The sequence below is a fragment of the Marinoscillum sp. HNIBRBA16962 genome, from assembly GCF_057801515.1.
The window spans coordinates 4,025,679-4,039,354 of sequence record NZ_CM173603.1 but is presented as its reverse complement, the minus strand read 5'-3'; the positions used below and the strand labels follow the sequence as shown (position 1 = coordinate 4,039,354).

6 protein-coding genes are annotated in these 13,676 nt (G+C 43.9%); 2 read left to right on the top strand and 4 right to left on the bottom strand.

The window, feature by feature from the left end; translation table 11 throughout:
- Positions 1 to 194 precede the first annotated feature (194 nt).
- From AC3E9V_RS16595 to AC3E9V_RS16580, 4 genes are all read right to left on the bottom strand, one after another.
- Positions 195 to 1,871 (bottom strand): FAD-dependent oxidoreductase, encoded by a 1,677-nt coding sequence (locus AC3E9V_RS16595; RefSeq protein WP_488749259.1) that lies wholly within the window; start codon positions 1,869 to 1,871, stop codon positions 195 to 197.
- A 188-nt stretch (positions 1,872 to 2,059) separates the two neighbouring features.
- On the bottom strand, positions 2,060 to 6,448 hold the full coding sequence (locus AC3E9V_RS16590; RefSeq protein WP_488749258.1) for a hypothetical protein: 4,389 nt from the start codon (positions 6,446 to 6,448) through the stop codon (positions 2,060 to 2,062).
- A gap of 116 nt (positions 6,449 to 6,564) precedes the next feature.
- Positions 6,565 to 7,305, bottom strand: coding sequence for a LytR/AlgR family response regulator transcription factor (locus tag AC3E9V_RS16585; protein ID WP_488749257.1), 741 nt, complete (start codon positions 7,303 to 7,305; stop codon positions 6,565 to 6,567).
- A complete protein-coding gene (locus AC3E9V_RS16580) occupies positions 7,302 to 8,930 on the bottom strand; it encodes a tetratricopeptide repeat-containing sensor histidine kinase (protein WP_488749256.1) in 1,629 nt (542 codons plus the stop codon). Before AC3E9V_RS16580 ends, AC3E9V_RS16585 begins: the two co-directional genes overlap by 4 nt.
- A 461-nt stretch (positions 8,931 to 9,391) precedes the next feature.
- Here AC3E9V_RS16580 and nifJ point away from each other — a divergent pair, with 461 nt between their 5' ends.
- Both nifJ and AC3E9V_RS16570 read left to right on the top strand, forming a co-directional pair.
- Positions 9,392 to 12,649, top strand: coding sequence for a pyruvate:ferredoxin (flavodoxin) oxidoreductase (gene nifJ / locus AC3E9V_RS16575; RefSeq protein WP_488749255.1), 3,258 nt, complete (start codon positions 9,392 to 9,394; stop codon positions 12,647 to 12,649).
- A complete protein-coding gene (locus tag AC3E9V_RS16570; protein ID WP_488749254.1) occupies positions 12,642 to 13,670 on the top strand; it encodes a dihydroorotate dehydrogenase-like protein in 1,029 nt (342 codons plus the stop codon). The genes nifJ and AC3E9V_RS16570 overlap by 8 nt, the downstream gene beginning before the upstream one ends.
- The last annotated feature ends 6 nt before the right edge of the window (positions 13,671 to 13,676 follow it).

The following is a 13,676-nucleotide window of genomic DNA, read 5'->3' as shown; positions in this document are numbered from 1 at the left end:
GTCAGTACTTGTGCATTTCGCAGGGAAAATGGCCGGTTTATAGCTATTTCATAGAGATATTATGGATAATATATCCATTTCAGAAGACTTTCGGATTGGGAAATCCGAAAGAGCAAGAAGAAAGTTGCCTATAGATGCACTCCCTCACCCTCAGAGTCCCTTTTAGAAGAACTCTGAGCGGAAGGTTCATTTGGTTAATAAACCACCTCCGCTTTTTTCACATCTCCAGCTATCCTTTCCCATGCTTTGAAACCACCGCTAATGTTTTTCACATTTCTAAACCCATTGTGAAACAGAATAAGACTGGCCAGGTAGCCTCTGAGCCCCCTTGCACAATATACATAAATGGGTTTTTCCTGATCAATCTCCTCCAACCGCTCTCTCAGGTCATCCAATGGAATATTCAATGCTGAGTCTATAAAACCTTCTTTGTGCAGTTCAACCAGATTTCTCACATCAATCAGAGTATACTCATCAGCAGGGTGATCTTGAAAATGCTGCTTTGCTACTGGCACGGTCACTTCCTCAAACTGCCCGGTCATAGCATTACCGGCCACATAGCCTGAGACCACTACAGGGTCTTTAGCAGGAGAATAAGGCGGAGCATAAGCCAGATCCAGCTTGGGTAGATCATCAATGGTCAAGTGCGCATAGATGGCCGTAGATAGCACATCCACTCGCTTGTCCACACCTTTTTCTCCAAACAGCTCAGCGCCAAGTAACACTTTGGTTTCCGGATCAAAATAAATTTGGATGAAGAGATCTTTTGGGTTCGGAAAGAAGCTGGGTGTAGATCCTGCGATGATAAAACTGGTTTTGAAAGGCTTTCCGGTAAGTTTCAGTTCTTTAGAACCCATGCCTGTCCGGGCAATGGTATAGTCAAAGACCTTCATGATGGCTGTTCCATAGCCCCCGTCAAATGCCTCCTGGCCGCCAGCGGCATTTGCTCCGGCCACTCTTCCTCCTTTGTTTGAGTGGGTCCCCATAGGGTACCAGTGATGCTCTCCGGTCACCAGATTTTTGATGCTGGCGCAATCACCGGCCGCATAGATGTCAGGGATCGAGGTTTCCATTTGTTCGTTCACGATCAAAGCTCCATTTTTCAGGTGAGCTGCTCCTTTACTGGTCAGGATATCTGTATTGGGTCGGATGCTTACACCTACCATCATGTAATCGGTGTAAAGCCTCTCTCTATTGCTTAAGATTAGTTCATGTCTTTCCAGGTCTATTCCATTCACTGAGGTTTCAAGTCTGATATCAATCCCTTTTTCACGAATTACATTTTCAGCCATTTTGGCAAATGCCGGATCCCATTGAGCCAGAATTTGATCACTTAACTCGATCACCGTTACCTTTTTACCGGCAAGGATCATGTTTTCTGCTGTTTCCAGGCCAATCAGTCCGGCACCAACGATCGTAATATGATCAGCCCGTTCGATCACACCTTGTTTCATGACCTTATCAAAGTCTTCGAGCGTTTTGGCATGAGCCCAATCATCAAACTTCTCAATATTCTCAATAGGAGGCAGGAAGGAACGTCCGCCGGTGGCAAAAACCAGTTTGTCATAATGATACTCTCCTTTGCGCGTATACACAATGTGTGCCACTGGATCGATCTCCAGCACAGGCTCTTCCAGGTGTACATCTATATTGAAGCGTTTTCGCAAAAGATCCGGCTGAACTACAATGAGCTTATCCCTGGTTTTGATCTGTCCGGACATGGCGTACGGTATGCCACAAGTGGCATAGCTTACATGTGCGGTTTTTTCAAAAAGTAATATCTCAGCATGCTCGTCAGTCCTTCTTGCTTTTGCTGCAGCAGATGGTCCGGCAGATAATCCACCTACGATTATGATCCTTCGTTTTTCCATTTTTCCCCGGTATTAAATTGTTTTCGATCTCACTGTAAAAATACGGGGGACTCAGGTGATTATAAGTAACAATTGTAACAGAAGATGAAAGTCTTCTGACTCGGGATCTGAATCAAAAAACCCGGCTTCCTGGAAGCCGGGTTTGTCATCAAAACCTTGGTTTTGATCGCTGCCTTAGCTTTTACATATCATTGTTTAATAAGCTTTTGCTGATGAACTATCTCCCCGTTTTTATCATACAGGTACAGCAGAAGTATGCCGTTACGTATGCCTTCTATTGATAGGTTTTCCTTTCTGTCAGTCGATAAGAGTACTCGACCATTCAAATCAAATAGTACCAATCGATTATAGTCTATGCCTTTTATGATCAATTCCCTGGCTACTGGATTGGGATAAATCTCAAATTGCATGGGAGGGTTAGTGGCCAGTACCAGCTCAATCGGATCTGAGGTGGCCAAGCAATCATTGGCATCCTGAACCGTAAATATGAAACTTCCTGAACTCAATTCAGCAAACACTTCTGAAGACTGGAATGACCCTCCATTCACTGCATATTCGTACGGCTCTGTACCGCCAGATGCTGAAACGGTAAAGTCACGACCATTTTGTGTCACAGACAAAGTAAGTTCTTCTGGCTCATCGATCACTACCATTGAGCTGGTGACACACCCGGTCGAATCTACTGTATGCACAGTGTATGTTCCGGCATCTAAACCAGTGAATGTACTAGTGCTTTGAAAATTTATACTATCAAGGCTGAATTGGTAAGGTAAGATTCCTCCAGCAACTTCTACGGCAATAGATCCACTGGCGTCACCATTACAGGTGAGATTGGTGGTGGAAGTAACAGATTTTAGTTCAAGAGGGTGGGAGACCCCTATAGTTCCGGAAGTAATAGTGCATCCTCGTACATCTTTTACTGTGACCGTATATGATCCCGAATCAAGTACTGAAAAAACGCTGTCCGACTGGAAGGAGGTTCCGTCCAAACTGTATTCGTAAGGAGAAGTACCACCGGTTACGGAGATACTTATAATGCCGCTAGCATCTCCGTAACACGTTGCATCGGTGGTCTCTATGGCGGCAAAAGCAAGTACATCCGGTTCCGCTAAGGTGGCTGAAGTAGAGAAAGTACAACCATGAGCGTCTTTTACCTCCACTGTGTAAGTGGCTGGTCCCAAATTTTCAAAAGTGTCTTGTGTACTGAAATTGCCACCATTAAAACCGTATTCATAAGGTGGCGTTCCTCCGGATGGAATAGCTACGATGGATCCATCAGTTTCTCCATTGCAGGTTATATCGGAAACAGTTAATCCAAGTCGCAGAACTTCAGGAGACGTGATAGTAATTGAATCTGTCCTGGAACATTGATTAACATCTCGTGTGGTAATACCATAGGTGCCTTCTCCCAGATTGGAGAAAACATTACCAGACTGGAAGGTAATGCCATCCAGGCTATATTCGACACCTCCCGATCCTCCTGATGTAGTAATGGTTATTGAACCATCTGTTGCTCCAAGACATGAAATGGAATCAGAAATACTTAATGAGACGGTTAGTGGATCGGGTTCTCCGATGACAATTTCCCCGGAGGTGCTACACCCATTGGAATCAGAAACATAATAAGTATATGTAGCGACGGCCAGATTTCCGAAGTTGGGGTCAGTTCCAAAATTAGTTCCATTTATGCTATACAGGTATGGCAGGACACCACCTGAACCTATCACAGTAAATGACGCTGTATTATCTCCATTACATAAAATGGAGTCATTTTGAGTAGCTGAAACGGTAAGTACTGGTGGCTCTGTAAGTGAGATCGTATCTTCTACTATACAGTTATTAGCATCCTTAACATACACTGAATGTGTACCTGCCGTAAGGCCAGTGATCGAGTCTGTGGCATTGAAGGTAATTCCATCCTGACTGAAAGTATAAGGGCCAGTACCACCAACAGCTGAGATTTCCAGTGAGCCACTGTTATCCCCATTGCATAAAATGGGGTTTGCAATCGATAAAGATGGCTGAATGATTGTTGGCTCACTTACACTGATGCTGCTGAACGAAACACAACCTGTATTGTCCTTGACATAATACGTATGATTTCCGGCCCCTACATTGAAAACATTAGAAGACTGATATGTGATGCCGTCAAGGCTATAGGTAAATGGAGATACACCCCCAGAAGCGGTGATAGTGATAGAACCATCCTGAGCACCATTGCAGGTAGCATCTGTTACTGTTTCAGAAATGGTATAAGCAAACGGATTGTTCACAGTATCCTGCACAATGACCTGACAGCCATTGGCGTCTTCAAATAAGATCTCATAAATTCCTGGAGCCAGGGAAGTGCCGTTGTACGATGTACCTACAGTAAATGAAGTGCCACCGTCCAGGGAGTATTGATAAGGAGAGGTACCGCCAGAGACAGAAGCGGTGATCGTCCCATCATCTCCTGTGCAAGAAGTTACATCTGTAGAAGAGGAAGAACTGCTGAGCGTGGTGGGCTCTGAGATTATGATCGTAGAAGAGCTGGTGATGCAATTGTTGGCATCCCTGACATCAATACCTCTTGAACCTGCATTGAGGCTGTCTAGTAACAGGTTGGAACCTGTGATTGATTGATAACCGCTTCCATTTACCTGATATTCATATGGAGTGGTTCCACCAGTGATAGTTATATCAATTGACCCATCATCCGCCCCATTGCAGGATATATTCGTATCAACAAATGAAGCACTTAGCATGGTAGGTTCATTCACTGTGACACTTATTGGATCAGACATGCATCCTTGACCATTCTGGATCACAACATCATACGTTCCAGCCGCAAGTCCTTGAAAATTACCAAATGATACAGGAGGGTCCCCATCAAAGTGATATTGGTAAGGTGTATTGGTCCCTGTTGCAGTAATCAGTATTTCTCCATCACTCTGTCCATTGCAACTTACATCTGTTACGGATAGGGTATATGGTTCCGAATCATCCTCTGGTCCGATCGTTTCAATCATTGATTTCACACAACCCAAATTATCCTGTACGTAAACGTCGTAGTTCCCAGGAGCAAGACCAGTAAAACTATTAGAAGACTGAAAGTTCGTACCATCTATACTGTAGGTGAGTGGTGTATTGGAAGAAGTCGCGCTTACAACGATGCTTCCATCAGAAGTGTTAGAACATGCAGCATCATTGATTGTATTGGAAATAGTGATAGCGGCAGTAGAAGCTATGGTGTACTGAGCCTCTCTGATACACTGAGAGCCCACCTCCCTGATCATCAAATTGTAGGTGCCCGAAGAAAGCCCTCCGATGGAATTAGAAGTGTAAGTCGCTCCTCCATCTATACTGTACTCGAAAGTTGTAGAGCCTGCAACTGTGAATGAGAGGCTCCCATCTGGAGCAGTAGCACATGTCTCCGAAGAGGACACTACGGTGACCCCATCTTGCAGTTCGATGGGCCCCAGGTCAGGATTATCTCCTATGACCCTGGTAGCTCCGTTAATATCTTCGGAAATACCAGTAAGTACACCTGATACACCAAAGTCAATAGCTGGTGAACAGAACGAAATACTGAAATCACCATTATCAGGATCCGTCCATAAGGGATCTTCATCCAGGATATCCGTACCGGAAGTAAATCCTCCTTCTATGATGTTATTTTCGATTGTAGAAGATTGAGCCACATCGTATACTTCAGCCCCACTATTGTTGCCCCATATAATGGAGTTGATCAACTCAAAATCAACCCCGCCCATTCTCACAGCACCTTGTGGGCTGGAACACCCCGAGCAGGTATTATCATATACGGTTGAATTATAAATTTTTGTAACCACTCCTTGTCCACTCATCAAAGCAGCTGCGGAGGTTGCAGAATTTAAGCTATTATTCACCTGATTCCCGTAAAACAGGCAATTGGTAAAAGTGATAACATAAGAAGATATAGATGAACCCGAATTAAACACTGCGCCTCCCCTCTCATACGCTGTATTGTTATAAAATTCACAATTGATAAAAGTTGGGCTGGAGAACTGATTATAAACGGCGCCTCCTTGTCCTGAAGTAAGACCATGGAATTTGCAATTCCTAATGATCGGAGACGCATAAAAATTCGTCATCCCCGATCCGGTACCTAAACTAGATGCTCCGGTAATTTCAAAACCATCCAAAATGGCCGAATCATCCAGGGGACTCCCAGCTGTATAATTATTATGGAAAACATACTGATTGGTTTGCACGCCATTGGCTCCGGACAGGATAGTTACATTGGTTTTAAAATCTCGCTGAGAAAGCAAGGTTTCTGACCCGATGAAGCCACCATAGATTTCAACATTAGCTTTCATGATGAATTTATCCGTAGAAGTGGTCCCCGGGTAATAAGTACCCGCTGACACCCAGACTTCCCCGCCACCCTGATTGAATGCCGCATTGATCCCGTCTTGCAAGTCGGTGAAGGCGTCAACCCAGGATGAGCCGTCATTGTTGCCCGCTGCATCTATATCTACATAGACAACTTGGGCTTTCGTGCTTACTGAAATAACTAGGGTTATAAGAATGTAAATAATTGTAAGGCTTGATTTCATAATCCTCGATTTTTAAAATTTCAAGAAAAATTGGTATTAATCGAGGACTGCTACCGAAGTGATTGATAAAGGGTGGAGTAAGATTGGTAAACTGTGGAGTAAGATTGATAAAGGAATCAGAGCTTGCTGATCAACTCATCCATTCGTTCTCTTTTCAATGATACGGGGAGATGGTGCTCGCCTGTGAAAACCAGGACTCCCTCTGCACGGTCATAACGAATGATGCGTGTTAGATTGATAAGGTAGGAGCGGTGGACTCTATAAAATTGGTTGGAAGCGAGTAGTTTCTCATATTCTTTCAGGTGTTTTGACACTACTACCTCGGTACCGTTTATTAAATGAAAAGATGTGTAGCTTCCTTCTGCGCTGCACCATAGAATATCAGGGGTTTTTACTACATGGAAGGATTCCAGCCCTTTTAGAACGATTTTCCGGTCTTGTTCAGAAATGGACTCAAGACTTTGACGCATTACTTCCAGTTGAGTTTCCAGGTGTATTTGCTCAATATTTCTGGTGGCCTTTTTTACAGCTTCCCTGAGGTCTTCTAAAACGATAGGCTTCATCAGAAAATCAATGGCACTATATCTGAATGCATTTACTGCGTAATGGTTGTGAGCAGTAACGAAGATCAGAGAAAAATTCTTGTTTTTCAGGTGGTCTAATAGATCAAAGCCCGTCCGATTACCAATTTCTACATCCAGAAATACCAGATCAGGCTGCAGTTCTTCAATAACGATAGCACCTTCTTCAACTGAGCTAGCGATGGCCACAATTTCAAGGTTACTAAAATGTTGTTCAATCAGATGACTTAAAGAATCCTGAAAATGTTTTTCATCATCTACAATAACTACTTTCATAAGAGCGGTATAATCAAGGTTACTGCCGTGAATTTAAACCCTTCTTCTTGGAGGGACTCCACTGTATAGCTGGTCTTTTTGCCTGTTTTCTTTTGCAGGAGTTTAAGCCGGTCTGTTGTGATGGAGCTGCCCATGGATCGATGATTTTGTTGTTTTATTGCATCAAATCCCTCACCATTATCTTTAACAATGATCCTGAGGGAGGTATCTTCTACTGAAACATCCACAATCAACCTTCCAGGTTTTATTTTGGGTAGAAGCCCGTGTTCGAACGCATTCTCCAATATAGGCTGAGTGAGCATCGGAGGGATCCTGATCCGATCGGTTTCCAAGTCTTCTGCTATCTTAAATTCTACATTTATGAAGTGTTCTGATCTTAGTTTTTGTAGGTCAATGTATTTTTCCAGTAGTTCCAGTTCTTCTTCAAGGCTGATCAGATCTTCCTTGTTGGTTTCCAGGATCTGTCTTGTCATCTGACTAAACTTAGCTAGGTAATCAGCTGCAGTTGACCTGTTCTGATCTGTAAGTATCTTCTGCTGGATGGCGTTCAGGGCATTGAACAAAAAATGTGGATTGAGTTGAGTGCGAAGCAGTCGTTGGTTCAGTTCATCAGTTTTTTGTTGTTCTTTTAATCTACGCTGCCTCCATAAGAGGATAAAGGTAATGGTCACGATCAGCGCGATCAACAAAACTATAAGAATAAACAGATTTTGTTGACGTAGCTGGAGTTCCTGGATTTGGTTGGTTTGAGAAAGTACTTTGATCTCACTGTCCTTCTTTTCTGTTTCGTATTTGATCTCCAGTTCATTCAGCGCTTTTGACTTTTGAGCATTCAAGGTGCTATCATCTATTGAGTGGTATATTTCATGATGGTGGAGGGCTTCTTCAAAATTCTCCTGATTTTTGCTTACCTCGTACAATAGGGTGTGCACGGCAGATATGAGTACCACATTTCCCATTCGATTCACTATTTCCAGGGCATTATTGGCATACTGAAGAGCTCGGTCCGTATCTCCTTTTTTATTATAAGCTTTGCCCAGGACATAATAGGCCTGGGCCAGGGGACGGTCTGCAATCTCAGGGTTATCGATAATGCTTTCAGAATACCTAATGGCTGACTCATAGTCTTCTACTCCCAAATAGATATTGCTCAAAAAGGCACTAGCCTGTAGGATACCATGCTGAAACCCTTTTTCACGGCTCATGGTCAGAGCCCTCTCTGCATAGAATATGGAACTGTCCAGCTGTCCGAGCTTACTCAGTCCGGAAGACAGATTTAGTAGATTATAGAACAGGACATCAAATTCGAGCTCATCATCTAATATGGCTATAGCTTTTTTCTGGGTTGCGATGGACTCCTCTATTCTTCCAAGAGCATTCTGGATCAATGCTGTATTGGTATAGACAACCCCTAATTTTCCAGGTACATTCTTTTCATAATATTTAAAGGCTCCCAGGTAATTTTCAAGGCTTTTGTTTAAATCTCCTTTCTGATAATAGGCTCCTCCGAGCAGGTTTTGAGCATCTGCCATACCCAGAGAGTCTCCTTTTGCCGTGAAAAGGGCCAAAGCTTTATTGGAATAGTTAAGGGCAGAATCGGGTTTTGATTTCTTTAAAAATATCATACCCCTGCAAATATTAAGTTGGCCTTTTAGATCATCTCGGGAAGCTAGTTTATCGATCGCTACCCAGGCAGAATCAAAACTGTGTCTATTTATATAGGCTTTTATCAATGCAATAGTATCTTCCTCAATACTTCCCTGAGCATAAAGAAGTGATGAAACAAACCAAAGCGGGAGGATAAGCAAGCGGCCCTTCATTCTGCTTTAAAAGTACTTATATCATATTAAAAGAAAAATACGTGGAGAATTACACATCCATTTAGGAGTTTTTTGAATAAAGGGATATTCATTTCAAAAAGTTGAAAAACAAAGAGGGGTTTCTCCTGATATCCTTTAGCTTTTCTTCACCCTCTTTTTTTGGTGGTTGATATAAATCATCGTGCCTGCTGACCAATCCCCTTCTAAACGCGCAGGATTCTGTCGAGCTTAATGGCAGATTATGGCACAAGAAAAGTCATTTAATTATGGAAAAATCGCAATACATTACCACCGATGGGAACACAGCGGCTTCTAACATCGCGTACGCTTTTAGTGAAGTAGCAGCCATCTACCCAATTACTCCATCTTCGGATATGGGAGAAAAGGCAGATGCCTGGTCAGCTTCCGGCAAGAAAAATCTTTTTGGCGAAAAGGTCGATGTTATTCAGATGCAATCTGAGGCAGGTGCAGCAGGTGCTATTCATGGTGTCCTTTCGGGGGGCGCGATGGCAACCACATTTACCGCTTCACAGGGTCTGCTGCTGATGATTCCGAATATGTTTAAGATCGCCGGTGAAATGCTACCGACGGTATTTCATGTTTCTGCCCGTTCGATTGCCGCCCAGTCCCTTTCTATTTTTGGAGATCACTCTGATGTGATGGCCACCAGGGGTACCGGGTTTGCATTGTTATCCTCCGGAAACGTTCAGGAGGCGCAGGACCTGGCGGCAATTGCTCATCTGGCTACTTTGAAGTCCGGAATCCCTTTTGTTCACTTCTTTGATGGTTTTCGTACCTCACATTCCATTCAGAAGATCCAGTCATTAGACTATGATCAGCTCAAAAAAATGCTGGATATGAAGTATGTGGAGGCTTTCCGTGGTGGAGCGCTGAAACCCGAAAATCCGGTCTGTAAAGTAGGCGCTCAAAACCCTGATGTGTACTTCCAGGGAAGAGAAACCGTGAATAAATACTATCAGGACTGCCCGGCCGTAGTTCAGGAATATATGAAGCTTTTCCATGAAAAGACCGGACGTAAATACGAACTCTTTGAATATGTAGGCGATCCTGAAGCTGAGAAAATTATCATTTCCATGGGGTCCAGTGTAGAAACGATCGAAGAAACGGTCAACTACCTTACCAGGAAAGGGGAGAAGGTTGGGGCCATAAAAGTAAGACTGTACCGCCCATTCTCCGTAGAGGCATTTTTGGATAAGATCCCTGAAACAGTGAAGAAAATCGCTGTTTTGGACCGAACCAAAGAACCTGGCGCTACAGGTGAGCCATTGTACCTGGATGTGGTCTCCACATTCAAAGGCAGAGCAGATGTTTCGATCATAGGTGGTCGTTATGGATTATCGTCCAAAGAATTTACTCCTGCAATGGTGAAGGCTGTATTTGATCACCTGGATAATGATGGATGGCATGGCTTTACTGTGGGTATCAACGATGACGTGACGCATTTATCCATACCTGTAAAAGAAGACGTTGATGCCGAGCAGGAAGGAATTATCCGCTGCAAATTCTGGGGTTATGGTTCTGATGGCACTGTTTCCGCAAACAAAAACTCCATCATGATCATAGGTCAAAGCACCGATCAGTTTGTGCAGGGGTACTTCCAATACGATTCCAATAAGTCAGGAGGGTATACGGTTTCGCACCTGCGTTTTGGAAAAGAAAAGATCCAGTCCGAGTACCTGCTTAACAAAGCCGAGTTTATCGCCCTTCATCGTCCACAGTACATTGGAAAATACGATATCCTGGAAGGGATTACCGAAGGAGGTACTTTCCTGGTCAACAGCAGTCAGCAGCCTGAAAAGGTCTTTGGACTTTTCACTGAGGATATGCAAAAGACCATTCGGGATAAAAAGATCAGGGTTTTCGCCATTGATGCAGCTAAGATTGCCAAGAGTGTGGGACTCGGTGGCCGCATCAACAGCGTCATGCAAACTGCTTTTTTCAAGCTGTCTGGCGTACTCCCTGAAAAGGAAGCGATTACGCTGATCAAACAATATATCGAGAAACAGTTCAAGCGGAAAGGGCAGGAGATCGTGGAGATGAACTGGCGAGCGATCGATGAGGCCGTAAATGCAGTAGTAGAAGTGCCGGTACCTAAAAAAGAAGCTGATGAAAGGAGCGGTAAATGGCAAGAAGTAGTACCTGCAGAATCAGGAGTATTTGCTGAAAAAGTAATGGATCCGGTGTTGCGGCTTAAGGGTGATAGCGTACCTGTATCTCTGATGTCTGTAAATGGCACCATCCCTACAGCCACTAAAAAGCTGGAAAATAGAGGAAGGCCTGGAAATCCGGCTAAATGGGCAGCTAAGCTTGATTTTGTTCCTGAGTTTAATTCGGAAGAGCCTTATTTTGAATATCCTGGCTGTTGCTCCGGATGCGGAGAGACGCCATACATCCATTTGGCCACTCAGTTCTTTGGCGATAGGATGTTGATAGCCAATGCTACTGGTTGCTCCTCTATCTATGGAGGCACTTTCCCGTCCACACCTTATTCCAAGGATAGTAAGGGACATGGGCCTGCCTGGGCCAATTCCCTTTTTGAGGATAATGCAGAGTATGGATTTGGAATGCGGTTAGCTATTGATGCTAACAGAAAGCAGTTGCGGTCCAATATTGAAAGGTATTTGGAAAGTTATCCTGCAACCAAATTGGGTAAGGCTCTAAACAAATCACTAGCACTTTGGAGTGAAGTGACAACAGTTGCCAAAGAACATGCAGAGGTTGTAAAAGGACTGTTGAAGTCCACTCACACCGATGACGCGTTGAAACCTGTGATCCATAAGATCATTGAGCTTCAGGATTACCTGGTAGATAAGTCTGTATGGATCATTGGAGGAGATGGATGGGCATATGATATCGGATTTAGCGGTTTGGACCATGTCATGGCTTCTGATAAAAATGTGAACCTTTTGGTATTGGATACTGAAGTCTACTCCAATACCGGTGGTCAGTCATCCAAGGCAACTCCACGCGGAGCAGTAGCGAAATTTGCTTCCGATGGTAAAAAGCTGGGCAAAAAGAATCTGGGGCTCATGATGACCAGCTACAGCAATGCTTATGTAGCATCAGTAAACATGGGTCAGGATCGTGACCAAACTGCCAGAGCCATTGTTGAGGCTGAACAGCACAACGGACCTTCCCTGATCATCGCTTACTCTCCATGTATCGCTCATGGCTACAACATGCAGTTGGCTAAAAAGCAATCTGAGCGAGCATCAAAAAGTGGTTACTGGCCACTCTATCGGTTCAACCCTGATCTGCGAGAGCGCGGAAAAGAGCCATTTACCTGGGATTCACCTGCATTGGATACAGATTTCCAAAAATATGTGGAAGAAGAGATCCGCTATAGATCGCTCATGCGTGCTAACCCTGAGGAAGCTGATCGGCTAATCAATCTGGCAATGAAAGATAATGCTCGGAGGTTTGAAGAGTTGATGCATCTGAGTGGTGGAGGAATTACCCAGAATAAGTCCGAAAATCAAGAAAAAGAACCTGTCCATGATTGACCTTAAAACAACCTACATGGGGATTCCTTTAAAGAATCCCCTGGTGGTTGGTGCCAGTAACCTGGTGACCGACCTGGATATTCTCTTCAAGCTGGAAGAAGAAGGAGCGGCAGCTATTGTTTACAAGTCTCTTTTTGAGGAGCAGATCCAATTGGAAAGCTATACGATGGAAGAAGAAACCGGCCTCTATGCAGACTGGGATGCGGAGCACGCATCTATTTTTCCTATGCTGGGCCATGCCGGTCCGGCAGAACACCTCATGAAACTGAAGAAAGTAAAAGAATCACTGGGGATCCCGGTAATCGGCAGTTTGAACTGTGTTTATGAAGAAACCTGGGAGGAATATGCTATCAGAATGGCCGAAACAGGTATAGATGCACTGGAGCTGAACTTCTATGCCAATAATATTGACCCGGAAAAAACAGGTACAAGCATTGTGGGTGATCAGTTGAATATCCTGAAACGGGTCAAAGAGGCCATTTCTATTCCTGTAGCCGTAAAACTAAGTCCATATTATACGAACACTTTTTCGGTGATCAAACAAATGGATCAGGCTGGTGCAGATGGGTTTGTACTTTTCAACCGGCTTTTTCAGCCGGATATAGACCTGGAAAAGGAAGCGCATCATTATCCTTACAATTTCAGCAGCTCTACGGACAGCCGGTTGGCTTTGAGATACGCCGGGCTGCTACACAAGCAAATTAAGGGGACTATTGTCAGCAATACAGGGATCATGACCGGTGCGGATGTGCTCAAAGTAATTATGGCAGGAGCTGACGCAGTACAAGTGGTTAGCGCGATTTACAAAAAGGGTACGACTCACATCTCCACCATTCTGAAAGATATGAGTGAGTGGATGGATTACCATGGATATAAGAGTTTGAATGACTTTAGAGGTAAGCTGTCCAAGACGAATCTCAGTGACCCTTTTGCATACAAACGAGCTCAGTATGTGGATATTCTGATGAAATCAGAGATCCATATGCAATACCACCCAAAAGCAGGTGAAGACATTTACTAAACAATA